A 25,126-nucleotide genomic window follows, 5' to 3' on the forward strand; every position below is an offset into this window, starting at 1 on the left:
TGCCTGGCCGGGGACGCGGACGGGTTCGAGGAGCCGGACCCGGGCGAGCGGCGGGCGGCGTTCGGGGCGTTCCTGGCCGGCGCCGCGCGGGTGTTCGCGCCGTCGGCCGACACGGCGGCGCGGATCCGGACCGTGTACCCGGACCTGCCCGTGACGGTGCGGCCCCACGCCGAGCCCGAGCGCGCCGTGCGCGACACCACCCTGCACCGCCCGGGACGCATCCGCCGCGTCGCCGTGCTGGGGGCGATCAGCATGCCCGAAGGCGGGCTCCTGCTGCAGGCCCTGGCGACGAATGCGCGCAAGCGCGAACTGCCTTTGCGGTTCTCGATCGTGGGCTTCTCCGACCCGGCGCTTACCGACGGCTTGGAGCGGGCCGGGGTCACGGAGACGGGGCGTTACTCGACCGACGACCCGACCCTCGATCGCGTGGCGCGGGCGGCCCTTCAGATCGCTGAGACCGGCCGCCACTGGGACGACGAGGAGATCCTCGATCTCGTCCCTCATGTCTCGGCCGACCTCGTGCTTCTGCCGTCGATCTGGCCGGAGACCTACTCGTACGCCCTGACACTGGCGCTGCGCACCGGCCTGCCGGTGGCGGCCTTCGACCTCGGCGCCCCGGGCGAGCGGCTCTCCGCCTGTCCGAACGGACACCTGATGCCGGCCGCGCTCGCCGCCGATCCCGCCGCCCTCAACGACCGGCTGCTCGCCATTGACGTCTCAGAAACCGGCCGGCTGTCCAAGCCAATCCAGGCCGCAACGTACGATGACCTGATGGGCGACTATTACGGTTTCCCAGCCTGACCTCCGCGCCCGGCGCACCGACGGGCTGTGTCAACGCACTTTGGCCCATTTTCTCAGTGAAGCAGGCGACGAAACGCAGAGGTCAATCCCATGGCTGCTCTTCCGTCGGCCCAGACAGAAAAGAACCCGATCGAGTCGTATCTGCACGTGCTGCATGCCTTGATGCTGCGCGACATGCGCACGCGTTTCGGAGCCTCGATGTGGGGTTACGGCGTGATCGTGCTCTGGCCCTGCGTGCACGTCTTCGCGTTGATCTCGATTTACACTTTCCAAAAATTGGCGGCCCCACTAGGGGACAACCGAGCTCTGTTCTTCGCCAGCGGCGCGGTTCCGGTTCTCATCTTTCAGTATATCTCCCGTGAGGTCATGAAGGCTGTGATCATGAATCGGCCACTGACCTATTATCCGCAGGTCAAACTTTTCGACGTGATCTTGGCCCGCGTCCTCGTGGAGATCGTGACGGGTTTCCTCGCGTTGCTCGTCGTCGCGTCCGTCCTCGTCGTCATAGGCACCGATCCGATTCCTGCCGATCCGATTACCGCCGTGTGCGGCTACCTTGCCGCCATCGTGCTCGGAATCGGAGTCGGGACGATCAACGTCGCGATCATCGGGTTCTTTCCCGGCTGGCTGATCGGCTACGCACTGTTCAGCATCATCCTATACGTATCGAGCGGCGTCATGTTCCTTCCGAGCTACATGCCGGAGAAGATCTACTACTGGATGAAGTACAACCCTGCGATGCAGGTGGCGGAATGGGTTCGGTCCGCCTACTATCCCTATGCCGGCATTCAGGTCGACTATCTCTACGTGATCATGTTCGGACTGACGGCGGCCAGCATCGGCTTGCTTCTGGTGAAGCACATTGTGGGCAAGATCCAGATGTGACGAGGATCGGCAGTATCCTGATCGTCCGACCGTTCCGCTCTGAGAAGGCGGCGCGGCGGCGCTCGGTTCTTGAGCGGCCGCGCCGCCATCGCGAACGTCGCGACGAAGACGGTCCTGTCGGGCCTGCCCGCAGCCGCCGAATTCAAGACGATGTTGCAGCACAGATAAAGGCCTGACGAAATCAATTTGATCGACTCCGCGCCGCCTCTGCTGCGGGACACAAACCTCCCCAGCCTCACAGCGCCCTCATGACCATGAACCCTGTCCAAGCCATCGATACGAAATACATCCGCCTGATCCAGCAGCAGCAGCTCGAATTGGCGCTGATCAAGGCGGAGCGCGATGTGGCCCTGCGCGACCGGGACATTGCCCAATCGCGGTCCGAAGCGATGAACACCCTAGTCGACGCCCTGATTGGCAGCTTGCGTCCCTTCGGCTTCGACCGCAAGCGCTTCCTGACCACGATCCGCCAGGCGGCGCGATCCCTTCCAGACCATGGCCCCGCCGCCTCCCAGCATACCGTCCTGTTCGAGGGATCGAACAGATTCCTCGGACGCAAAGCCTCATCGCTGTCGTCGCAGCACGAGTGATACGCACTTTCGTCCGCGCGTCAGATCAATTCCTTTCAGAGGTTGGAGCCGAGGGTCATGGATGTCGAACTCCTGACGATGTTCAACGCCATCATCGGGCTCAGGGACAATCTGGATTGCGGTCCTCATATTCTCAGTTCCGAACTCGATTTTCTATCTTTCGCCACCAGGATGGCTCCGCTGTCCAACGCACAATTACTCCAGGACCTCTGGGTTCTGTATGAACTGAATGAGAAACGGAACGGGTATTTCGTGGAGTTTGGTGCCTGCGACGGCATCAGCCTCAGCAACACCCTCCTACTGGAGAAAACATTCGGCTGGCAGGGAGCCTTAGCGGAGCCGGCTCGAGCTTGGCATGAGGCCCTGTATAAAAATCGCAACTGTTATATCAGTGACAAATGCATCTACAAGACTGACGGGATCGAAGTCCTATTCAACGAGGTCGATATCGGTGAGTTATCCGGCATGAAGGACCTCGTTGAAAACGATTTCCACTCGCATTTTCGGCAGGAAGGTCGGCAATATGGCGTTGAAACGATTTCTTTAAGCCGTTTTCTCTCGGAGGCGCGAGCGCCTAAGCGAATCGATTACATGAGCATCGATGTTGAGGGCGGTGAGTTCGATGTGCTGCAGAGCTTCGATTTCACGAGCTACGACGTTGCCTTGATCAGTGTCGAGCACAATTTCTCAAGAACCCGCGAGCAGATCTACGAACGTCTGGTCGGCCTTGGCTATCGACCGCGGTTCCGGCAATTCTCCCTATTCGACGATTGGTACGTGCGCCCCGATCTAGTCGTCGCGCAACCTTGATCGGAGTGCCTCGTGTCCGCACTTGCCGCCCTCGAAATTCTCGACTCGACGTTCGATCTGTTTAAGCAGATGGGCAGCGGCATCGCTCTTAGCCTGCAATGGCTTGAGATTTCCAGGCGGCTCCAGCTGGTTCGCGCTGAGGCCATCTGGTCGTCCGATCTGGCGTTCGTCGCAACGAAGCTGAAGGCCCATGCGGCCTATTACGTGATGAGTTACCGGCCCGATCTCGGTTCCGAACGCATCAGGAAAATGAACGAGGCCAAGCTCGAAAATGTCGTCGCGCAATATTCCATCCTCCGCGCGCATCTCGAACAACAATTGGCTGATACTTGACTGTGGATCTGCTCTGAATCGGGATCCGAGCTAAAACGGTATTAACGCTTTGATATTGCTCACGCAAATGAAAAAATGGCGGAGTACCGATTGGTATCTCAGGCGACCATCAAATTTACTCGTATGAGCAAGGCATTACATAGATTTTTGACGCGGGTTAGGCTTAAACGCCGATACACAGCACCGTTCGATACGCCGCTTGCATACCGCTGAACCGACCTCCCGGTCAGCGACGTTCCTGAGTTCGGCGCTATTACATCCGCACGCACCCGATTTCCTCTGGTCAATCGATCCGCGAACGGAGACACCGATGTTCAGAGGCGACTGCGCACCGAGCGACGGATCGTCTGACCATTCCGCTCGTCTGGCCCACCCTGCGCTGGGATCGACGTCGATGCTGGGACGTGGAAGACACGACCCCCATTTGCACCACGCTCCTCCACATACCCGGCGAACGGGACGGCCGGTTCGACCTCTGCGAGTACCGCATCGACGGCCCCACGGCTTGTGGTCGGCCTTCGTATACTCTCCCGGCTGCGCCGGACCGGCGGACGTGCCCGCCGAAGCCAATCCGTGAGGTAGTGCAACGCGTAGCTTGTGGCATCGACCTGGTCATCGTGGCGGCCATTCGGGAAGGCTAGCAGTTCGGCTTCGTAGACGCCGAGCCACGACGCCTCCTTGGGAAGGTACACCCGTCCCTCCTCGAAGCGCGCCGACTGCGCCTCACAGCGCGCCACCTTGTCGAGGCGCGCGGGCAACAGAACTGGGCGTAGGGTGCTTGTGCGACGCAGATCCTGCAGCAGCGCGTAGCCGAGCGCCGTCTTTTCGATCAACGTGACGTCCGCGTTCCAGCGCTCCCTCAGCTCCAGCACGGCGCGCCGCAGCTGAGGGAACTCGAGACGCTGGCGGACCGCATCAAGCAGGTAGAAATCCTGATCGTAAACGCCCCAAACCAGCCCGACCGACCAATCGCTGGTCTCCCCGAGCGTCGAAGCGGTATCCCAGGCGATGATGATCCGGTCGAGCGACGCCGGTTGCTCACGATAAAACCTCAGCCACTCGCGCCGGATGAGATTGCCGCCCGCCGGCGTCGGCGCCTGCTGGTATTGTGCCTCGAAAGTGCGCGAGCCGAGCTCACGGCGCAGACCCTCGAGCAGATCGCATGGCTCGCGGTCGGGCTGGAGGGCATCGCCGCAGCGGCGCCGGTGTATGTGGCCCGGACGGTCGCTGAGCTGAAACTCGCCGTCCTCGATTGCGATCGCCGGCAAGTGGACGAGCTGCCAATCCTCTCGGGCTCGCTCGAGCAAGTGGCCGCATAGATCTGCCTCATGCAGACGCTGCATGACGAGTACGATCGCACCGCGACGTTTGTCGTTCAGACGCGAAACCAGCGTACCCTCATAGTACTCGATCGCCCGGCGCCGATCGGCCTCTGAGGTGGAGCTGGAGGCTTTCATCGGATCGTCGAGGATGATGACGTCGGCTCCGCGTCCGGTCAGTGCACCCCCGAGGCCGAAGGCCAAGCGCCCGCCCTTGAGCGTGGTCACGAGCTCGACGTCGCGCTGGCGGCGTGCGACGAGCTCGCAAACTGGAAACAGCTCCCGAAACCAGTCGCTCTCCATGATGTTACGCGTATCGATCGCGTGTTTGCGTGCCAGATCAGCGGCATAAGAGGCGCACAGGATGCGTTTGGTTGGATCGCGGCCCAGAAGCCAAGCCGTGAAGGCGACCGAGACGGTGATCGACTTCATCGAGCGCGGCGGCACGTTGATGATCAAGCGGCGCACTTCGCCGCCGGCGACCCGCCCTAGCTGCCACGCGAGATGGTCAAGGTGCCAGCTGTGACAATACGGTGTCCCGGGCTCGAGGGCATGGAAAGCCTTCTGAGCGAAGGCGGCGAGGCTTTGGCGGAGGAGGGCGCGCAGGAGGCGCTGGCGGTCAATCACGGCCATCCTCCTCGCCACCATCATCGGGCCGGCCCGGACCAATATCCTCGGCGTCGAGTACGTCGGAGCAATGATTGCGCAGGATCGCCTCGTCTTCGGCGGTAGTCTCGTCTCTTGTCCGCTGCGCGGAATCCGCGACTGCTACGCGGAAGATGAGAGCGAAGCAGTCATTAATGGCTTTGCGATCGCCTTTGAAAGCGAGCTCTGCCTGCTTCTTCAGGAGGACGACCAGTCGAGCAACCTGACGCTCGCGGCCGCCCTCGACAATCTTCATTGTCCCATCGAGCCACTGTTCCGCGATCAGCCCGCGAAGAGTCGATTCGTTGAGGCTTCCTTTCGGTCTTCCCTTTGGATTGCCGCTTTGTCCTTTGCGAAAGCGTGTTCGCTTCGGCGGGCGTTTGTACCCGACGCGCTCCACGTCCTCTGCGGGCGGATTCACCTCGGGAGAGCCAGCGGGCTGCTCGTCATCGTCGTGAGTCATTGCGACCTCCAGCGACGCAATACGCCCCCCTCACCGAGGGAGGACGAGTCTGCGCCGGAATGCCGCTCGTTCGAGCGATGACGACTGACCCGCACGATGGCGGAGCGTCTTCCCGGTTGCGTCTATTGGTTAAGAGCGTATCACAGCGATACACTGGTATTACAGTGGCGAAATCTCAGAAACTTGTCAAGCATCCAAGCTTTAAAAAAGCATAATTTTCGAATTTCTTTAAGTAATTCAGCAAAATCAATCTCGGAATGACATAGAGATGCTATGGCTCAAAGCGACTTGCTCCGAACCATAGCCGCCGGGGGTGTCTTGATTGAATGCGAGCGGCGGCGTGACGCTCGTCGTACGGTTACGAGCTCGGCGATCTCAGCTGTTCCCGCACCCGGGGCTTGACCGCTGCCGCTGGCTTCTTTGCCGCGGGTGCAAGTACCTGATCCGAGGTCACACCTGTCTGCGCATCCGCGAGGCGGCGCTCGGACAGCTGCGCCAGGGTCAGCCCGGACTCGAGATGTACCGCCTCAAGGCCCGAGACTTCCTCGAAGCGTCTGATCGCGACCTCGGCGTAGCGAGGCTCGTACTCCACCGCCCGGACGCGCCGGCCAACCCGTTGCCCGGCCAGGATCGTGGTACCGGAGCCCACGAAGGTGTCGAGGACCATCGCGTCACACCCGCTCACATCCTTTAGCGCGTCGGCCACGAGCTGGATCGGCTTGACCGTCGGATGATCGCCGAGGTCGTCCAAGCGCCCGGCGCGAAACGCGTTGGCGCCGGCATAGGTCCAGACGTTCGAGCGGTTGCGCCCGAAACGGCCCATTTGGACGTTGTCACGATGCGGCGTGTCTCCGACCCGAAAGACCCCGATCAGCTCGTGCTGGCTGCGATACAACCCACCCTGGCCCGGGTTGGTCTTCACCCATGTGACAAGGTTGAGATGCGCGCCGTAGACGCGCTCACCGGCCTCGATGAGGTCACGGACGTGCTTCCAGTCCATACACACGAAGTGCACCGCCCCCGGCTCTGAGACCCGAGCGGCGTTTCCGAGCGCAGTCTCCAGAAAAGCCACGAACTCGGTTCGGCTCATCTCCCCCGACGCGAACGCGAAGTCGGGGTGACAGATTTGGCCACGGCCGCCGGTCGAGCGCACGGGCACATTGTAGGGAGGATCTAAAAACGCGACCTCGGCCTTCTCGCCGGCCATGAGGCGGTCGAGGAGATCGATATCGCGCGCATCACCGATGGCGAGCCGATGCGCGCCGAGACCGAAGATATCGCCGCGCCGAAGGCAGGTTTCCGATGCTGTGAGCGGTGAATCGATCGCCTCCTCGGCCAAATCGCCCCCATCCTCGTAGTCGAGCACGAGCGCATCAATCTCGGCAACTTCGAAGCCGGAGTCGCAAACGGTGAGGCCAGCATCCTCGAAGAGCAGCGTCAATTCGGGGATCTGGCCGGCCAACGCCTTACGGTCGAGACGCGCGTCCAACCCGATGCGGTTGTCGCTGAGCAGGAAGGACCGTTTCTGGGCTTCCGACAGATTGAAGACCTGAACGACTGGCATGCAGTCGAGGCCGAGCGCTTTGGCAGCCGCGAGGCGTCCATGGCCCGCCAGGATCATGTAGTGCTCGTCGATGATGGCCGGCGCCAACTGCCCCGCGACCTCGATGGTGCGACTGAGCTTCTTTACCTGCCGTGACGAGTGAGTCTGCACACGGTGCGGGTTCTCGACCAGAGCCGCAAGTGGGGCGCGCCCGTAACGCCCCTCCAGCCCCGACCCGAGTGGCACGCGTGGGGCGTCGTCGAGGGTGATCGCGTTGGCGTGAGATGCGGAGGATGCAAGACCTGCCGTCATGCCGCCAGGACGGATGAGAGACTTCTTAGACATGATGGACTCCATGGCTGACCCAGCGATGGAGACCGATGTTGAGCAAGATGATCGACAGCGTGCGCAGCCATCAGCGGTCGAACGACCCACAGGACCGTTCGCGCCAAACCGATGCTGCTCAGGGCTGGGACGCCCTATGCTGCCTCATATGATATGATTGCGGGCTGCCGACTGCCTCACGGCTCATCGGTCCCGGACACCTGTCGAACCTGAGTCGGCTCCGACAAGTGCCCTTAGGAATGCCGCATTATCTCGGCTGAGGCAAGCGGGTCACAGGCGCTTAAGAAGCGCCATCCACAGAGCACACCGGCGTCGGCGTCCCCGCACTTCTCCGGAGCGGTAAAGACAGCGATCGACCGAAGAGCCCGCCCACGGAGCGTCAAACTCTCTGCCTGAGCGCTTTGCGTGGCGCGCTCGCTCTACTTGCCTCGCCTATCCAGACGTTCGCCCGTGTCGCGACGAATGACGCCACCGCCAATCAGCCGCTTGAACGGGCTAGTCTTCCCGCCCGGAAACGGGCGGCGGTGGGGATCCGCGATCCCGACGTGCCGGTCGCGGACCCGTCGCACCCGCGCAATCACGCCGACATCCACCGCCGTCTTGGCCGCATGACAGGGACGGCACAATACCTGACAGTTCTCCATCGAGGCGTCCCCGGTCAGCGCAGTCGGAACGATATGGTCGTACTGGAACCGCCCGACCTGCAGGGCGCATGGGCAGCGGCTACCGTCTAAAAGGATGCCCTCGCAGCGCCCGTCAGCGCGGGCCAGGGCGGCGCGCAGCACCGCCTTACTGAACTCCCGCCGTGCCATCACGCCGCCCCCGCAGCGGTGTCGTCACTCGGCCCGCCTAGGTCGGCCGCGATCTTGGCGCGCTCAGGCCTCGTCTCGGCCAGCCGATAGGCGTGCAACTCGCGCGCGCCGAGCCTGGCACACGCCGCGAGCCAGCCGAGAAAGCCGGGATCGCCCGCCTCGCAAGCCCGAGCCGCTACGATCGAGGCCCGCCCTTGGTCATCCCGAGCAACCGCGAGGACGACCGCCGCCTGGTCGGCGACCAGGTCTGGAGCATCGAGCGGCTGGACGACCACGACGTAGCGCCGACCGGAGCGACCGCGCCAAACGCTCATGGCGAGGCCAGGCGCGCCGCGCAGGCCGGCGTTCGTGCGCAAGCGCTCCTCGCGCACCGGGGAGCGGACGGCACGATCAGCCTTCAGCTCGCGCAGGGCGGCGGCCCAAGAGATGGTGCGGTTCGACATGCCCGCCCTCACGCCGAAAGAGTGTGAGACGCGGCCCAGCACGGAACTGATGGCCGGCGGCACGCCACCCCTCTGGAACGGTGATCAGAAGATGGGAGGAGGGGGCGGATCTGAACTGGACTGCGTGAGTACATAGCGCGCCTCGGGCTGGCGGCGGGATCTGCCCCGCCACTGCCCCGACCCCGCACGCGGCCTCATGAGCCTGCGGGGCGACGCGATCGCCAGACCTTAAGCGTGCCCGTTGACGGCGCGCTTCAGCCAGATCCTACGGCTGCGCTCGTCTCCGATGGCCTGGGCTCCTCGAGGCCTATCGTGCCCTGCATCAGATCGCCCCTCTTGTAGGAGGACCTTGAACGCGAAGGCCCCGTACTCGTGATCGGCTGATAATGCGCCTGCCGCGCAGGCCAGGATCCCGCCGGTCGGCGCGCCCGTCGGTCAGGCGCACGTCGAGTACGGGCGGATTGGTGACGTTGCTCCAGCCAGCCATACTCAAGATGTTTCGCTCCCGACTTAGGCAAGCCAAGTGCTTCCTGGCATGACCATTCACACTCCAATCACGGCGCCAGTCCAGTCGAATATTGCTGCCAACCCGACAACCCTGTCGGCTCGAAACTCCTTGGCTCAGGAGCCTGCGCGAGCGCTGCACGCGCGACTGAAGGGAGAAGGCGCTCCATGTGCTCGTTGAGCGGTACCGAGCGACATCACCCGGGAATTTCAGTCCCTTCTTCACGACGGCGCCACGTGCCGGTCCCAGTCTATGAGCTCACCCGGCTCGACGCGGCTGATACTGAATCCGATGCGCTGGCTCTCGGCAGCCCTCGACGAGGCGCTTCGCGCCCCTGGTGGATGCGGCCATAATCGCCCGAGTGCGATTCAGCATGAGCGACACGCGGGTATCGCTGATCCGCACCGGCGGCCGGTGCCGGGGCGATCTGATGGTAGTCGCCCCTCCAAGTTTGGCCACCTTCGCGCGCTAGCGCCTCCGGAACGGCCATCGATGGCTGACGATGGCTTACCGTCTGTCGGGAGAGCGGTCCCCGTGATCCGTTTCGAGAAAGTCACCAAGATCTACCGGACCAACGGGCATCCTCGGATCATCCTGGACCAAGCCTCGTTCACCCTGAAGCCGGGCATCTCGTACGGCATCCTCGGCATCAACGGCGCCGGCAAGTCGACGACGATGCGCCTCATCGCCGGGACCGAGGACGCGTCGAAGGGAAAGATCCAGCGTGACCGGAGGGTGTCCTGGCCTCTGGGCTTCGCCGGCGGCTTCCATCCCAAGATGACCGGTCGCGACAACGTCATGTTCGTGGCCCGGATCTACGGGGAGGACCCGCGCAAGGTCCTCGACTTCGTCGAGGATTTCTCCGAACTCGGCAGCTACCTCGAAGCTCCGATCTACACCTACTCCTCGGGCATGGGCGCACGGCTCGCCTTCGGCATGAGCATGGCGATCCCGTTCGACTGCTACCTGATCGACGAGATCACCTCGGTCGGCGACGCGCGCTTCTCCAAGCGCTGCGACGAGGTCTTCGCCCAGCGCTGCAAGCACGCCGACATCATCATGATCTCACACTCGATGGAGACGATCCGCCAGTGGTGCACCCACGGCCTGGTCCTGCTCAACGGGCGCGCGATCATCTATGAGGATGTCGACGACGCGATCGAGGTCTACAAGCGCCTCAACGCCTGAGGTGTCGTCGGGGCGCAAACGGCTGACGTGCTGAGCGGAAACGGCGGGATGGCTTCTCGCCGGCCACGATCCGATCGGCTTTGCCCGTATCGAAGTGGGCATATCCAGCTGTCGATTATAGGCGCCGGCTTGGCGCAGGTGCCTCAGCTAAGACTGCCGCCCAGGAAATTCCCTGTACCTTTCCCTGGTGCAGGGAGCGGCGTAGGGCGCGCGTTCACCGATGATCGCCCCTCGCGAGATCAACGTCCGACCGCCGCAGCTTGAAGATCCATCGCCAGCGCGTGCCGCTCTGCACCTGTTGTCCGTCCGAGTCCTGACCTGAAAGCACCGGGACCGCTCCGGTTCAGCCGATCGCCGCCGGGGCAGCCCCTGCGAGCGGTCCGGCCTCGACCGTCGCGCCGTCGACCGCTGCGGATGAGCCTCCGGCCCGCTGGGCATGGCGCTCCCGGAAATGCGGCACCGCCGCCTCGAACACCGCCTCCGCGGCGCCCCGGTCGCCCGCCGCCACGGCCGCGCGCAGCTGCGTCACCCAGGCATCGAGCCGCGCCCGGTCGGCGAAGACCGGCCGCGCCGCCATCACCCCGTCGATGCCCGGCAGGGCGACGCGGGGCTCCTCGCGGGCGAACAGGATCTCGTTGAGCCGCTCCCCGGGCCGGGCGCCGGTGAAGGCGATCTCGATCTCCGCGCCCGGCTCGAACCCGGCGAGCCGGATCATCCGGTCGGCGAGGTCGGCGATCCGCACCGGCTGGCCCATCTTCAGGACGTAGACCGCGGCGCGCGCGGTATCCGGGTCGGCCCGGGCCTCCCCGTCGGCGTGGGAGGCCGCGGTGAGAACGAGGTCGCAGGCCTCGCGCACGGTCATGAAGTAGCGGACCATGTCGGGGTGGGTCACCGTCACCGGCCCGCCCCGGGCGATCTGAGCCTTGAACACCGGCACCACCGAGCCGACGGAGCCCAGGACGTTGCCGAAGCGCACGGCGATCAGCCGGGTCGGGGGGTCGCGCGTCGCGGAAGGCTCGGCGTCGAGGGCCTGGGCGACCATCTCGGCGAAGCGCTTCGTGACCCCGAGCTGCGAGACCGGCTCGATCGCCTTGTCGGTGGAGATCATCACCAGCGCCCGGGCGCCCGCCGCCACCGCCGCCTCGGCGACGTGGATCGAGCCGAACACGTTGGTCTTGATGCCCTCCTGCCAGTCGCGCTCCAGATAGGGCACCTGCTTCAGCGCGGCGGCGTGCAGCACGTAGTCCGGCCGGAACCCGGCGATGACCTCGTGCACCCGCGCCCGGTCGCGGATATCGGCCAGCACGCCGGTGACCGTCGCCTCCGCGGAGAGGATCGCCGGATGGCTGAGGATGCCGTGCAGGGCCGGCTCGGAGGAATCGAGCACCAGCACGGCGGCCGCCCCGAAGGCCACGGCCCGCAGGCAGATCTCGGAGCCGATCGAGCCGCCGCCGCCCGTCACCACGACCCGGCGGCCGGCGAGGAACGCCTCCAGCCGCGGCCGGTCGATGGCGACCGTGGGCCGGAGCAGCAGGTCCTCGATCTCCAGAGGTGCCAGTTCCGGCCCCTGCGTGCCCTCGCCGAGACTCGCCACCCGGGCCAGGGGCAGGCCGAGCCGGCGGGCCCGGGCGATGAGGTCGTCGGGGGCGGCCTCCGGGACGAGGGCGCTGGGGGCGGCCACGAGCCGGCGCACCGGCTCGCCGCGGGCGCCGAGATCGGCCACCACCCGCTCGAGGTCCGGGAATCCCCCGAGCACCGGCACGCCGCGCATGAACTGGCCGCGCTCGTCGGCCCGGGGCGAGAGGATGCCCCGGGGCGCGAGCTTCCGCACCGAGCCCGCCTCGATCGCCCGGATCAGCACGTCGATGTCGGCGCCGCGTCCGAGCAGCAGGGTCGGGACGGTGGCGGCGCGGGCGCTGGACTGCCGGGAGCGCGTGTCCTTCAGGTAGCGGAACGCCAGACGCGTGCCGCCCAGGAAGAAGATCTGCAGGACCCAGTAGAGCAGGATCGCGATCTTGCCGAAGAAGTAGAAGCCGTACAGGTCGGCCGAGACCAGGACCCAGTCGATCACCAGCAGGGCCAGCGCCAGGACGCTCGCCGCCCGGACGATGCCGGCGAGATCCTGCAGGGAGGCGAAGCGCCACTTGGTCCGGTAGAGCCGGAAGCGGCCGTAGACCAGGCCGGCGAGGAGCAGGAAGGGCGGCAGCAGCAGGGGCAGGGCGTGCAGCCGCTCGGCCAGCATGCTGCCCTGGAAGCGGAACAGGAAGGTGAGCACCACGGCGGCAGCGGTCGCCGCGAGGTCGTGGGTCACCATCACCGCGGTCTTGTAGAGGCGCTGCTGCATCGGGTGCCGGATGGGATGCCGCGGGGTATCCGCCGCGGCACCGGCCCTGTCAACGCGCGGCCGCCCCGCACGCCCCCCGGGACGCGCGACGGCCCGGGCGGGCTACCGGACGAGCGCGCCGGAGAACCCGGTCTTGAAGTTCTTCCGGTAAATGCGGCCCTTCACCGGGTCGAGCTTGTCGACCAGCAGCAGCCGGACGCGTTCGTTGAAGTCTTCCGTGGTCACGGTCTGTGCTCGACCGGTAATCAAGGTTCTGGCCATCATCGCCTCCGCGTCAGCGCCCAGGGCACAGGATTGCGCGGAGGGTCTGTTAGACTTGGGGTGCGGGCGGCCGATTACAATCGGGACGGGCGACGAACCGGCCGGATCAGGTCAGCGCCCGGGCCGCGGCGCCGGCCGCGTCGTCCACCCGGTCGATGTCCGGGGCCTCGATGTGCCGGTACCGCGCCTGGATCAGACCGAAAGCCCCGAAGGCGGCGTGGCCCGCGGCCGCGAGGCCGAGCAGCACCCAGCCGTAGGGCTGGGCGCGCAGCAGCGCGAAGGCCTCGGACAGCCCCTTGGCGTCGGAGGAGCGCTGGTGCCACGCCGCCGCCACCAGGAAGCCGCCGATGATCAGGAAGGCCAGGCCCCGCGCCGCGTAGCCGAACCGGCCGATCGGGCCGGCCCAGCGCGAGCGCGCCTGCGCATCGAGGGCGAGCCGGTCGGTGACGTCGCCGCGCCAGGCCTTGCCGAGGAAGCCGAAGCCGCCGCCGACGACCGCGAGGCCGCCCAGCGCCACCAGCCAGCGGCCGAACGGCTTGGCCAGCAGCCACGCGGTCCAGTCGTGCATGCCGTCGCCGCCGCCCTGGCCCAGACCGAGGCTGAGCGAGGCCGCGCTGACGGCGAGCCCGAGATAGAGCCCGGCGCTGATCAGGTGGGCGCCCCGCACCGCGAGGCCCTTGGCCGACGTGCCCCGGCGGTCCGCGTCGGTGATCCCCTCGACGAGCCTCCAGAGGGCGAAGCCGCAGAGGCCGAGCGCGATGAGCCCGACGACGACCGCGCCGAACGGCCCGGCCATCACGGCGCGCAGGGCGTCCTTGCTGTCGCCGGCCCGCCCGCCGTGACCGAGGGCCGCCAGCAGGGCGAGGCCCCCGACCACCAAGTAGACCACGCCCCGGGCGCCGTAGCCGAGGCGGGCGATGCGCTCGATCGTGTTGCGGCCGCCCAGAACGACCCTCATCGGCAGGCGCGGGATACGGGGGCTCGGGGGTTCGGCGCGGGCGACATCGAGGGGCGGCCTCCGGTGAAGCGGGACCGGTCAACGCCCGGCGGCCCGCACCCGATCCGTTGCCGGCGCATCGGATCCAGCCCGCCTACATCGGTGTCCGATCGGCCCGGCCGGCGAGCGCCACGTAGAAGCCGAGCCCGTCCTGTGCCGGAAGGGTCTGCAGGCGTTCGATCAGGCCGCGGCGCTTCGCGTCGAGGAGCAGGCGTCCCGCCGGCTGGAACAGGGTCTCGCCGCCGCCCTCCGGGGGCGGATCGAGCCGGATCGCCACGGTCTTGCCCTTGGCGAAGCGGCTGCGCTCCAGCATGTCCTTGAGCGAGGCCTCGGCGGTCGCCCGGTTGGTGCCGCGCAGGTCGAGCACCGAATCCGCGTCCGTCACCCCGAGGGACCCGCGCAGCTTGGCCGCATAGAAATCTTCGAAATGGGGCAAGTCGGTGCCTTGATGCTTCGTCGATCGGTGAGGTGGGGTGCGGCCGCTCAGAAGGCGAGGGTGCGGTCGATGTCGGGCAGCGCCCCGGTGCCGTCGAGCCGGAAGGCCGCCACGCGCCATCCGTCCCCCGCCCGCCACCGGCCCTCGCCCTCGCCCTCGCGGCCGCGGTCCGGGCGCATCGTCGCGGGGGAAAGCCCCCCGGCGACGCGGCGCGGATCCGCGGCGTCGCCGATTCGTCGGATCGGCCCGGCGACGATCGCCCGATGCCGCCTCCGCGGCGGCGCCATGGGCACGGGTCGGCCATCGAGGAGCGCCCGGCGCCCGTGCTCCGGCGGGCGCTCCACCCCGAGCATGACCTCGGACACCTCCATCCCCGCGTCGCGCGTCGCCGCCAGAGCCATTGTCGACCCCCATCCCGGCCCGATGGTAGCACCGGGCCTGCCGCCCGCAACAGCAGCGGCTGGGCGACCGCCGGCCCGGAGCGGCGACCCGCAGGGTCCAGCCGGCCTCCCGGCCTCAGACCTCGATTCCTGCGCGATCGGCCGGGACCGGAGGCCGGGCCCGGGGCAGGCCGCCCGGCGACGGGCTCAGTCGGCGGCGAGTTGCACCGTCGCGAGCGCCGCACCGGCGTCCAGGAAGCGTTGCGGATCCACCGGCTCGCCGTCGATGCGGGTCTCGTAGTGCAGGTGCGCCCCCGTGGAGCGCCCGGTCGAGCCGACATAGCCGATCACGTCGCCCGCGGCGACGCGCTGGCCCGGATGGACCGCGATCCGGGCGAGATGGCCGAACCGGGTCGTCAGGCCGCGGCCATGGTCGAGCTCGACCATGTTGCCGTAGCCGCCGGCGAACTCCGCGGCGGCCACGCGGCCGGGGGCGGTGGCGCGGGCGGGCTCGCCGTACTCCGCCTTCAGGTCGAGGCCCGTGTGCAGGGCGAAGCCGCGGGTGAACGGGTCGAGGCGGGTGCCGAACGGGCTCGACACGGGCGCGTCGTGCCGGATCGGGCGGCTCAGGGGCAGGGCCGCGGCGAGCCGGCGCAGCCGCTCGCCGTCGCCGAGCGTCCGGCGGGCCAGCGCGACGCCGGCCTCGAAACCGGCGCCGTCCAGAATCCTCGGGTCGAGGGCGACCAGCGGACCGCCGACGCCCGCGGTCGGGCCGGGCGCGTCGAAGCGCCCGGGGTTGAGACCGGTCCGGCCGATCACGCCGCGCAGCCGCCGGACCTCGTCGCCGGCCCGCCCGGTCAGGCGGGCGAGGTGCTCGCCCTGCGCCGCCTGAAGGCCGTCGAGGCGGGCCTCCAGCCGGATGAGCCCGAGTTCGGTCTCGCGCGCACCCTGGCGGGGCAGGGGGCGCACGGCCGTGCGCGGGGGCTGATCGTCCCCGGATGGGCGCAGGAGGAGTCCGTCGTCGGGTTCGCCGCCGGCCGCATCGCGCCGCGCCGGCAGCGCGCCGGTGGTGACCGGGTCGGACGGGACGGGCCGCGCGAGGCCGGCCAGGGCCGCGGCGCGGCGCTCCAGTTCGGCCTGACGCTCCAGTGCCGCCGACACCCGCTCGACCAGGCCCGATTCGGCGCCGTCACGGTCGCGGCGGTCGCGTTCGAGCCGGTCCTGGAGGGCACCGATCCGCGCCTCGTAGGCATCCCGCAGGGCGGCCTGCCGGGCCACGAACCCGGCGAGCACGTCGTCGTGGAACACGATCAGGTAGGAGGCGCCCAGCGCCCAGACGAGGGCGAGCCCGAGGCAGCCGGCGAGCCAGGGCGCGGCCGTCCGGGACATGAGGCGCGAGAAGATCTTCGAGAATTGCATCGGGACGGCCCCGCGGAGGCCGTCATTCAATACTGAGTAAGGTTAAGGATCCGTCGAGAGCCTCGTGGAGACGGATCCTCTTCCCTCACGGGAGGGCCCGGGCGGCCTCCAGCACGGCCTCGGCGTGACCCGCGACCTTCACCTTCGGCCAGATCCTGGCGATTCGGCCCGCGCGGTCGACCAGCACCGTGGTGCGCTCGACACCCATGTAGGTGCGCCCGTACATGCTCTTCTCGACCCAGACGCCGTAGGCTGCGAGCACGCCCTTGTCCTCGTCCGAGGCCAGCGGGAAGGCCAGCCCGTACTTCCCGCAGAACTTGTCGTGGCTCTTCACCGGGTCCGGCGAGAGGCCGACGACCTTGACGTCCGCCTCCGTGAAAGCCGGCAGGAGGCGGTTGAAGTCCTGCGCCTCCAGGGTGCAGCCGCTCGTGTCGTCCTTCGGATAGAAGTAGAGCACGACCTTGTGACCCGCGAGCGCCGACAGCGCGATGCGCCCGCCGCCCGAGGCCGGCAGGTCGAATTCGGGGGCCGGATCACCCTCTGACAGCGGCATCGTGCCTTCCTTTCGGCCGATTGATGATGTGCAACCGAGTGCGTGCCCGGCATCCCGCGGTTGCGCCGCGCACATCCGAGCCAAACCCGGAGTCGCGGCCGCTGTAAAGTGCGGGCGGGCTTCGATCCACCGGCCGCGGCGCCCGACAGCCCCGTGCGCAGAGCCCCCGGAACAAAGGTCCCGATGGCGGACGAGACAACGTCGGCACGCAGGCCCCGGGGGAGGGGACGCCGCTGGGGTGGCTTCTGCCTCGTGAGCGCCCTCGCCGTGGTGCTGCTCCTCGGCGGCGGGATCGGCCTCGTCGCGATGCGCCTGGCCAACGGGCCGCTGCAGATCGACGGCCTGTCGCGCCGCGTCGCCGCCGCGGTCGCCGAGCGGATCGGCCCGGGCTGGAGCATCGGCATCCGCGGCAGCAGCCTCGAACTCGACCGCGAGAACGCCCTGAGCCTCCGCTTCTCCGGCCTCGACATCCGCAACCCGCAGGGCGCGCTGGTGGTGCGCGCGCCCCTCGCTTTGGTGAGCCTCGACCTCTGGGGGCTTCTGCGGCTCAACCTGCAGCCGCGGTCGATCGAGTTCCGGGAGACGCAGACCACCGCGCTGGTTCACCGGGACGGCTCCATCGCCTTCGCGGCCTCGGAGGCCAACCACCCCGTCGACATCGAGCCGGTCACGCCGCCGAGCGTCGACGGCGTCCGGGGCAGCGTCTCGCCGCTGTCGGCCGCCATCGCGTCGATCTTCGGGGTGGTGCTGGATTCGAGCGGCGTGGTCGGCGCCCTCGACCGTGCCCGCGTCACGGACGCGCGCCTGCGGCTCATCGACGAGGACGGTCACGAGCGCGCCGTGTTCTCGCGGGTCAACGGCCTGTTCGGGCGCGATCCGGTGAACGGCACCCGCAACTTCGAATTGCGGCTCGACGGGCCGCACGGCGAGTGGCGCTTCGGCGGCTCGCTGCGCGACGGCGGTGACGGGCGGGAGCGCTCGGGCGTCATCACCCTCGACGACCTGCCGGCCACCGACCTGCTGCTGCTCTCGGGCCAGTCGGGTCTCCCGCTGACCACGGACCTGAAGCTCTCGGCGCGCGCCGATGTGAGCCTCGCGGCCGGGCGCATCCGGACGATGAACGCCAAGCTCCACACCGGCGACGGCACGTTCCTGATCGAGGAGAAGGACTTCAATCCCGTCACCGTCGAGAGCCTCGACGCCGCCATGACGTGGGACGAGGCCGGCCGCGTGATGACGCTCACGGGCCTGGATTACCGCGGTGCCGGCAACGCCGTGCACCTCACGGGGGCGTGGGCGGGGAGCAGCCCGGATGCGGCGACGGCCTGGACCGCGACCCTGGCGAGCCGCGACGCCACCCTGCGCGGCGCGACCCCGCAGGACGCGCCGGTGAAGATCGACGCGCTGGACGCGCAGCTCTCCGGACGGGACGGCGGCCTGGCCATCGACGCGCTCACCCTGTCGGCCCCCGGCGTCACCGGGACGGTCAGCGGGACCATCGGCACCACCGCGGACGAGGGCGGCCTCACGCTCCACATCGTCGGGCACGACGGCGAGGTCCGGACCGGGCTGCGCCTCTGGCCGGAGCACATCGCGCCGCCGGCCCGGACCTACCTGGTGGACCAGTTGCGGCGCGGACGCGTCGACTCCGTCGACATCCGGGTGAAGATGTCCGGGACGGTGCTGGCCGCCGCCACCCGGGGCGATCCGGCCCCGGACGACGCGGTCCGGATCGATTTCCACGTCTCCGACGCGGCCCTCGACGTCACGGCCGACGCGCCGCCGGTGACGAAGGGCAACGTCGTCGGCACCGTCACCGGGCGCACCACGACGGTGCGCAACGTGACCGCCGAGGTGCAGGGGCCGGACGGGCGCGGGCTCGCGATCTCGGACGGCAGTTTCGTCATCCCGCAGATCACGCCGGACCGGGTAGTGGCGCAGATCGGCATGCGCCTCTCCGGCGGCGCGGACGGGATGGCCTCCGTGCTCCAGGCCAAGCTGTTCAAGAGCATGATGAGCGCCGACCTCGACCCGGCCACGATCAAGGGCAGCGCCGACCTGCGGGTCGACTTCCCGCTCAACCTCAAGCACATCCCCGATCTGCCCGACCTGCCGGTGACGCTGACCGGCACGCTGTCCGACCTCTCGGTCGACAAGGTGATGGGCAAGGACCGCCTGGAGGCCGGCAGGTTCGCCCTGTCGTACGACCGCGGCGCCTTCGGGCTGAAGGGCGACGGCCGGGTCGCGGGCGCCCCCGTCGCCGTCGACCTGCGCGTGCCCAAGGTGGGCCAGCCCGGCGAGGCGGTGGTCAGCCTGTCGCTCGACGATGCCGTCCGGAGCCGGAAGGGCCTGCCGAGCGCGCCGGCTCTCACCGGCACGATCCCGGTCCGCGCCGTGATGCCGATCGGCCGGCCCGGCTCCGGCAAGCCGCCGATCCGGGTCGAGGCCGATCTCGCCAAGGCGGGGATCGACGGGCTGCTGCCGGGCCTGACCAAGCCCGCGGGCAAGCCGGGGCGGCTCACCTTCACCCTCGTGGACAGCGGCCAGGGCGTGGACCTGCGCGACTTCGCCCTCGACGCGGCCCCGGCGAGCGTCCGCGGCACCGTCTCGATCACGCCGGAGGGCGGCCTGGAGCGGGCCGATCTGACGAACGTCAAGCTCTCGCCGGGCGACGACATGCGGGTCAGTCTCGACCGGGCCGGCAACGGCTACAAGGTCGTGGTCCGGGGCGCCGTGGTGGATGCGCGGCCGTTCCTCAAGTCGCTCGGCGCGTCCGACACCAAGGGCGGCAAGGAGGCCAAGGAGGCGAGCCCGAAGGATGTCGAGGCCGACATCCAGCTGCCGATCGTCACGGGCTTCAACGACGAGGCGCTGACCAACGCCAACCTGCGCCTGTCGCTGCACGGCAAGACCCTGCGCGCCGCCACCATCTCCGGGCGGTTCCGCGCGGCGCCGGTCACCGCGACGGTCACGCGCGGCGAGCGCGGCGTACCGACGCTCGCGGTGGACTCGGCCGATGCCGGCGCGAGCCTGCGCTTCGTCGACGTCTATCGGCGGATGTATGGCGGGCGCCTGAATGCCGGGATCGGCCTCAACGACGGGCCGCAATCGGGCGTCGTGCAGATCCGCGACTTCTCATTGCGCAACGAGCCGGCCCTGTCGAGCATCATGGCGCAGGGTCCGGAGCCGGGCGAGGCCGACGCGGCCCGCGGCCGCCGGATCGCCCCGGGCCGGGCGGCCGGCGACGTGACCTTCGACCGGATGCGGGCCAATTTCGTCCGCACCGGCAGCCGGGTCGATTTCAGCGACGCGGCGATCTCCAACGCCGCCATGGGCTTCACCCTGTCGGGCTGGCTCGATACCGGCCGCGAGCGCACCGACATGACCGGCACCTTCGTGCCGCTCTACGGACTCAACAACGTCGCCTCGCAATTGCCCCTGCTCGGGCCCCTGCTCGGGGGTGGCCACAACGAGGGCCTGTTCGCGGTCAATTTCCGGGTCGCCGGCAAGCTCGCGGCGCCGGACGTGAGCGTGAACCCGCTCTCGGCCATCGCCCCGGGGTTCCTGCGCAAGCTGTTCAGCGCCGGCGGCGGCCCCTTCGCCGACGGGATGCCGGGGGTGCCGCAGGGCGAGCGCTGAGCGGTCCTCCGCCCAGACCGCCGATGTGCTGCGGGCCGGGGCGGGCGCCCGTTCCCGTCTCATGCGCGGATGTGATCCGCGATCGCGGCCGGCGCCGCCGCGTCGAAGCCGACCACCCGCTTGCCCGGGATGCCGGGCCTCACCCACGACGGCAGCCCCGACGCCCTCGATCCGAGACCGCGTGCGACGCAGAAAACCCGGCGCGGCGGACCGCCCCGGGCTGAAGCGACCGGACGAGAACCGACCGGCCGAACAGATTATTTCTCCACGAAGGCCTTCTCGATCACGTAGTGGGCGGCCTCGCCGTGGTTGCCCTCCTCGTAGCCGCGGCCGGTGAGCAGCTCGCGGGTGTCGCGGATCATGTCGGGGCTGCCGCAGAGCATGAAGCGGTCGTTCTCGATCGCCATGTCGGGCAGGCCGATATCCTCGAACAACTTGCCCGAGACCATCAGGTCGGTGATCCGGCCGCGGTTGCGGAACGGCTCGCGGGTCACGGTCGGGTAGTAGACCAGCTGGTTCGAGATCATCTCGCCCAGGAACTCGTGGCGGGGCAACGTCTCGGTGATGGTCTCGCCGTAGGCCAGCTCCTGCACCTGACGGCAGCCATGGACCAGCACGACCTTCTCGAACCTGTCGTAGGTCTCCGGGTCCTTGATGATCGACAGGAACGGCGCGAGCCCGGTGCCGGTGCCGAGCAGGTAGAGGTGCCGGCCGGGCAGGAGATTGTCGAGCACCAGCGTGCCGGTGGGCTTCTTGCCGACGATGATCGGGTCGCCGACCTTGAGGTGCTGGAGCTTCGAGGTCAGGGGCCCGTCCTGGACCTTGATCGAGAAGAACTCCAGCTCCTCCTCGTAATTGGCCGAGACCACCGAGTAGGCGCGCAGCAGCGGCCGGCCCTCGACCTCCAGGCCGATCATGGTGAACTCGCCGTTGCGGAAGCGGAACGCCGGATCGCGGGTGGTGCGGAACGAGAACAGGTTGTCGGTCCAGTGGTGGACCGACAGGACGCGCTCCTCGTAGAACTTGCTCATCGACGGATCAGTCCTCGAATCCTTTGACGCTCGGTTCATGCCCCCGACGATCCGGGCGGCACGGTTCGGCGGCGTCCCGCCGCCCCGCTCCGGCAGGTCCGCGCGGGACGCCCCCGCGGGAATCCGGATGATCAACACACGTGCGCTGCTTCTTTCGCAGTTGCAGCACGCCCGTCAAGGCGCGCCGGGATCACACCCACGCAAGAAGTGAACGGCCTGGAATCGTTCGAATATTTAGCATCCCTTCCGGCCGTCCGCAGCACCGGTCCGGACATGGGAGGGTTGCCGGTCACCGGACCGCGCGGTCCGCTCAGCCGGCGGGCCCGGGCCGGAGCGGCTTCAGCCCGGCCTCGATCTCGGCCCGGCGGGGCTCCAGGAACGGCGGCAGGGCGAGGCGCTCGCCCAGGGTCTCCAGCGGCTCGTCGGCGGTGAAGCCGGGCCCGTCGGTGGCGATCTCGAACAGGATGCCGTTGGGCTCGCGGAAGTAGAGGCTGCGGAAGTAGTAGCGGTCCACCGGCCCGCTGGTCGGCACCCGGGCGGCCCGGAGCCGGTCGGCCCAGGCCTCGTAATCCGCGTCCGGAATGCGGAAGGCGACGTGGTGGACCGCCCCCGCGCCCTGCCGGGCCGGCGCGGAGGGATCCGCCAGGAGCTGGATCTCCGCGGCCGGCCCGCCGGGACCCATGGCGTAGACCGCGACGGGCCCGTCCTCCGTCTGGAACGCCCGGGCCCGGCGCAGGCCGAGCACCTCGGTCAGCACCGCTTCGGTACGCCCGATATCCGGCACCGAGAGCCGGATCGGCCCGAGGCCGCGAAGCTGGTAGGCGGCCGGCACGGGCGAACCGGACCAGGGATGCTCGGGACCGGTCCCGCCATCGTCGACCAGGGCGAGGCGCTGACCCTCCGGATCCTCGAAATCGAGGGTGAGGCGTCCGTCGCGCAGGACGGGCTCGGCCTCCACGATCCCGGCCTCGCGCAGGCGCGCGTGCCACCACGCCACGGCGGCCTCGCCGGGGACGCGCAGATGCGTGCGGGTGATGCTGTTCGAGCCCCGCCGCTCCCGGGGCGCCGGCCAGTCGAAGAAGGTGATGTCGGTGCCGGGGCTCGCCAAGCCATCCGCGTAGAACAGGTGGTAGGCCGAGACGTCGTCCTGATTTACCGTCTTCTTCACGAGGCGCAGGCCCAGCGTGCCGGTGTAGAACGCGACGTTCTCCGCCGCGCGGGCGGTCACCGCGGTGAGGTGATGGATGCCGGTGAGCTGCATGGGGGTCCGGGGGACTGGCGCCGATGCGCTTCAGGTAAGTGCCGGGGTGGGTGTTGCGAGCCCTGGGCGGCTCAAGACGAGAACCTTGCTCGGCGGATCCTCCGATCCCGACCGATCATGATGTCTCCTGACTCGGGCCGCCGCACGCCGGTGCGCACCCCGACGGCGACCGTCAGGACCGCCTCGATAAAGGCTTTCGGGCGGCATGGCGAAACCGCTGCACCACGACTTCAACGTCCCCTACATAATAGTCGATGTGGTACGGATAAGGGGTCAGGAAGATGCGCCGAACGCCGGGGAGCGACGTTCGCGTTCCGGCGCGGGTGATCCCGTAGAAGCGCGATGAGCGCCGTCAGCCGCGCCTCGACCTTGGCTGCGCCCTGTGGGGATTGCGCCGGGATCTGGGCCAAGGCGCGGTCGATCTGTTGCAGGGCGCGTCTCTGAAAGCGCAGCTTCAAAGGCGGTACTTGGAAAAGACGGCCTCGACCTCGGACTCTGTCGCGAAGTCGCCGCGCGCCATTTCTGATTGGGCATCGAGAAGATCGGCCGTCTCGTCTGCCGAGAGTTCGATCATTGCGTCGTCCCGGCCCGCATAGGCCAAAACCATGCGGGCGATGTCATCCTGCATCTCGGGCGACAGCGCGCGGGCGGTCTCCACCGCCCGGTCGAGGAGTTCGGTCATCACGTCAGTATGCACCGATCGCCGCCCGAGAAAAGTGGCGGGTTTCTCACAGCCCGACCGGCCGGCCGGCCGCGACCACCAGCATCCGGCCGTCCGCGAAGGTGCGGGCGGCGGCGCGGCGGATGTCGGCCTGGGTGACCGAAGCCACCAGGGCGTTGCGCCGGGCGATGTAGTCCATGCCCAGCTCCTCGAAGGCGATCTGCACCAGCTGGTGGGCGATCTTGGTCGAGGTGTCGAAGCCGAGCGCGTAGGAGCCGGTGAGGTAGTCCTTGGCCTTCTGCAGCTCGTCGTCGTCCGGCCCGTCCGCGATCAGCCGGCCGATCTCGTCGCCGATCACCGACAGGGCCTCGCCGACGCGCTCGTTCTTGGTGGCGGTGTAGCCCCAGGTCATCGCGGCCGACCGGTGGCTGACCAGCGAGGTGCCCACCGAATAGGCCAGGCCACGCTTCTCCCGCACCTCCTGGAACAGGCGCGAGGTGAACGCGCCGCCGCCCAGGATGTGGTTCAGCACGTAGGCCGGGATGAAGTCCGGGTCGCGCCAGGGCACGCCGGCCATGCCGAAGCGGATCACCGATTGCGGCACGTCGAGGTCGACCACGATGCGCCGGCCGAGATCCTGCACCTCGGTCCGCGGCACCGCCTTCAGGGCGCCGGCCTCGGGGAGCGCCCCGAAGGCCCGGTTCAGGCCCTCGGCGAGCTGCTCGGCCCCGATGGCGCCCACGGCCGCGACCTTCACCCGGCCGCGGCCGATGATGCGGGCATGCATCGCCAGCAGGTCGTCCCGGGTGATCGTCGTGACGCTCTCCACCGTGCCCGAGGACGGGCGGGCATAGGGATGGCCGGCGAAGGCTTCCTTGAAGAACCGGCGGGAGGCCAGGACGCCCGGATCGTTCTGCTGGTAGCGCAGGCCGGCGATGATCTGGCCCCGGACGCGCTCGATCGCGTCCGGGTCGAGGCGGGGCTTGGCCAGCGCCAGGGCCAGGAGGGCGATGCCCTCGTCGGCGTGCTTGACCAGCATCTTGAGCGAGCCGCCGACCGCGTCGGGCCCGGCGTGGAACGACAACTCGATCGCCCGGGCGGCGAGGCGCTCCTGGAACAAGTCGGAGGTGAGGTCGCCGGCGCCCTCGTCGAGGAGCCGCGCCAGCATCTGCGCGCAGCCGGCCTTGCCGGCCGGGTCCTGGGCGGCGCCGCCCTCGAAGGTGAAGGCCAGCGCGATCATCGGCACCACCGGCGATTCGACGTGCCACGCCTCGATGCCGGCGGCGGTCGTCACCGGCAGCGCGGTGGTGGGTGAGTTGGCCGGGGTGGCGGTGTCGACCAAGTTCTCGGCGACGCTCATGGGAACCTCAATGCATGTCGTGTCACGGGCGGCGCGGCGGAGCGAGGCTCTCGGCCGGATGCGGAATCCCGACGAAGGCCGAGGGCCACCCGCCGGGACGCG

Annotated in this window: 22 protein-coding genes and 1 pseudogene; 7 read left to right on the forward strand and 16 right to left on the reverse strand. The window is 68.5% G+C overall.

Annotation, left to right across the window (positions count from 1 at the left end; translation table 11 throughout):
• The 5 genes and pseudogenes from MKL01_RS05935 to MKL01_RS05955 form a co-directional block, all read left to right on the forward strand.
• Window positions 1–801, forward strand: a pseudogene (locus MKL01_RS05935) (glycosyl transferase); the annotation flags it as partial.
• Window positions 802–891: 90 nt separating this feature from the next.
• Window positions 892–1,686: an ABC transporter permease gene (locus MKL01_RS05940; RefSeq protein ID WP_243904296.1), complete on the forward strand. Its 795-nt coding sequence runs from the start codon at window positions 892–894 to the stop codon at window positions 1,684–1,686.
• Window positions 1,687–1,934: 248 nt separating this feature from the next.
• The gene (locus tag MKL01_RS05945) at window positions 1,935–2,276 is read left to right on the forward strand and encodes a hypothetical protein (protein ID WP_243904297.1); all 342 of its coding nucleotides are present in this window, start codon (window positions 1,935–1,937) and stop codon (window positions 2,274–2,276) included.
• A gap of 57 nt (window positions 2,277–2,333) precedes the next feature.
• Window positions 2,334–3,086, forward strand: coding sequence for an FkbM family methyltransferase (locus MKL01_RS05950; RefSeq protein ID WP_243904298.1), 753 nt, complete (start codon window positions 2,334–2,336; stop codon window positions 3,084–3,086).
• Window positions 3,087–3,098: 12 nt separating this feature from the next.
• Window positions 3,099–3,419, forward strand: a complete 321-nt coding sequence (locus tag MKL01_RS05955) for a hypothetical protein (protein ID WP_243904299.1) — start codon at window positions 3,099–3,101, stop codon at window positions 3,417–3,419.
• A 314-nt stretch (window positions 3,420–3,733) separates the two neighbouring features.
• Here MKL01_RS05955 and terL read toward each other — a convergent pair whose 3' ends face one another.
• The 5 genes from terL to MKL01_RS05980 all read right to left on the reverse strand — a co-directional run bounded on the left by terL (window position 3,734) and on the right by MKL01_RS05980 (window position 8,989).
• Entirely contained in the window at window positions 3,734–5,365 is a 1,632-nt protein-coding gene (gene terL, locus MKL01_RS35940) for a phage terminase large subunit (RefSeq protein WP_243904300.1), read from the reverse strand.
• Window positions 5,358–5,846: a DUF5681 domain-containing protein gene (locus MKL01_RS05965; RefSeq protein WP_243904301.1), complete on the reverse strand. Its 489-nt coding sequence runs from the start codon at window positions 5,844–5,846 to the stop codon at window positions 5,358–5,360. Before MKL01_RS05965 ends, terL begins: the two co-directional genes overlap by 8 nt.
• Before the next feature lie 358 nt (window positions 5,847–6,204).
• The gene (locus MKL01_RS05970; protein ID WP_243904302.1) at window positions 6,205–7,734 is read right to left on the reverse strand and encodes a site-specific DNA-methyltransferase; all 1,530 of its coding nucleotides are present in this window, start codon (window positions 7,732–7,734) and stop codon (window positions 6,205–6,207) included.
• Window positions 7,735–8,153: 419 nt separating this feature from the next.
• On the reverse strand, window positions 8,154–8,546 hold the full coding sequence (locus MKL01_RS05975; protein ID WP_243904303.1) for an HNH endonuclease signature motif containing protein: 393 nt from the start codon (window positions 8,544–8,546) through the stop codon (window positions 8,154–8,156).
• Window positions 8,546–8,989, reverse strand: a complete 444-nt coding sequence (locus tag MKL01_RS05980) for a hypothetical protein (RefSeq protein ID WP_243904304.1) — start codon at window positions 8,987–8,989, stop codon at window positions 8,546–8,548. The genes MKL01_RS05975 and MKL01_RS05980 overlap by 1 nt, the downstream gene beginning before the upstream one ends.
• A 1,039-nt stretch (window positions 8,990–10,028) precedes the next feature.
• Here MKL01_RS05980 and MKL01_RS05985 point away from each other — a divergent pair.
• The gene (locus MKL01_RS05985; RefSeq protein WP_243904305.1) at window positions 10,029–10,682 is read left to right on the forward strand and encodes an ABC transporter ATP-binding protein; all 654 of its coding nucleotides are present in this window, start codon (window positions 10,029–10,031) and stop codon (window positions 10,680–10,682) included.
• Between the two features lie 343 nt (window positions 10,683–11,025).
• On the opposite strand, the gene MKL01_RS05990 is transcribed toward MKL01_RS05985, so the two are convergent.
• From MKL01_RS05990 to MKL01_RS06015, 7 genes are all read right to left on the reverse strand, one after another.
• On the reverse strand, window positions 11,026–13,026 hold the full coding sequence (locus MKL01_RS05990; protein WP_243904306.1) for an SDR family NAD(P)-dependent oxidoreductase: 2,001 nt from the start codon (window positions 13,024–13,026) through the stop codon (window positions 11,026–11,028).
• Between the two features lie 102 nt (window positions 13,027–13,128).
• A complete protein-coding gene (locus tag MKL01_RS35655; protein ID WP_279604422.1) occupies window positions 13,129–13,251 on the reverse strand; it encodes a hypothetical protein in 123 nt (40 codons plus the stop codon).
• Window positions 13,252–13,393: 142 nt separating this feature from the next.
• Window positions 13,394–14,245, reverse strand: coding sequence for a DUF1206 domain-containing protein (locus MKL01_RS05995; protein ID WP_243904307.1), 852 nt, complete (start codon window positions 14,243–14,245; stop codon window positions 13,394–13,396).
• A gap of 133 nt (window positions 14,246–14,378) precedes the next feature.
• Complete coding sequence (locus MKL01_RS06000) at window positions 14,379–14,720, reverse strand: hypothetical protein (RefSeq protein ID WP_243904308.1); 342 nt, start codon at window positions 14,718–14,720, stop codon at window positions 14,379–14,381.
• 47 nt (window positions 14,721–14,767) lie between these two features.
• Window positions 14,768–15,121 carry a hypothetical protein gene (locus tag MKL01_RS06005; protein ID WP_243904309.1) on the reverse strand — a complete coding sequence of 118 codons (354 nt, stop codon included), beginning with the start codon at window positions 15,119–15,121 and terminating at the stop codon, window positions 14,768–14,770.
• Between the two features lie 186 nt (window positions 15,122–15,307).
• Complete coding sequence (locus tag MKL01_RS06010; protein ID WP_243904310.1) at window positions 15,308–16,519, reverse strand: M23 family metallopeptidase; 1,212 nt, start codon at window positions 16,517–16,519, stop codon at window positions 15,308–15,310.
• Window positions 16,520–16,604: 85 nt separating this feature from the next.
• Window positions 16,605–17,072 carry a peroxiredoxin gene (locus MKL01_RS06015; protein WP_243904311.1) on the reverse strand — a complete coding sequence of 156 codons (468 nt, stop codon included), beginning with the start codon at window positions 17,070–17,072 and terminating at the stop codon, window positions 16,605–16,607.
• Window positions 17,073–17,255: 183 nt separating this feature from the next.
• On the opposite strand from MKL01_RS06015, the gene MKL01_RS06020 reads away from it, so the two are divergent.
• On the forward strand, window positions 17,256–20,711 hold the full coding sequence (locus MKL01_RS06020) for a DUF3971 domain-containing protein (RefSeq protein ID WP_409566205.1): 3,456 nt from the start codon (window positions 17,256–17,258) through the stop codon (window positions 20,709–20,711).
• 257 nt (window positions 20,712–20,968) lie between these two features.
• On the opposite strand, the gene MKL01_RS06025 is transcribed toward MKL01_RS06020, so the two are convergent.
• The 4 genes from MKL01_RS06025 to MKL01_RS06040 form a co-directional block, all read right to left on the reverse strand.
• The gene (locus tag MKL01_RS06025) at window positions 20,969–21,742 is read right to left on the reverse strand and encodes a ferredoxin--NADP reductase (RefSeq protein ID WP_243904313.1); all 774 of its coding nucleotides are present in this window, start codon (window positions 21,740–21,742) and stop codon (window positions 20,969–20,971) included.
• A gap of 310 nt (window positions 21,743–22,052) precedes the next feature.
• Complete coding sequence (locus tag MKL01_RS06030; RefSeq protein WP_243904314.1) at window positions 22,053–23,003, reverse strand: ring-cleaving dioxygenase; 951 nt, start codon at window positions 23,001–23,003, stop codon at window positions 22,053–22,055.
• Window positions 23,004–23,457: 454 nt separating this feature from the next.
• Window positions 23,458–23,685 carry a hypothetical protein gene (locus tag MKL01_RS06035; RefSeq protein ID WP_243904315.1) on the reverse strand — a complete coding sequence of 76 codons (228 nt, stop codon included), beginning with the start codon at window positions 23,683–23,685 and terminating at the stop codon, window positions 23,458–23,460.
• Window positions 23,686–23,731: 46 nt separating this feature from the next.
• Window positions 23,732–25,024 carry a M16 family metallopeptidase gene (locus MKL01_RS06040; protein WP_243904316.1) on the reverse strand — a complete coding sequence of 431 codons (1,293 nt, stop codon included), beginning with the start codon at window positions 25,022–25,024 and terminating at the stop codon, window positions 23,732–23,734.
• Window positions 25,025–25,126: the final 102 nt, after the last annotated feature.

Source organism: Methylobacterium sp. J-070, from assembly GCF_022829385.1.
Classification (GTDB): domain Bacteria; phylum Pseudomonadota; class Alphaproteobacteria; order Rhizobiales; family Beijerinckiaceae; genus Methylobacterium.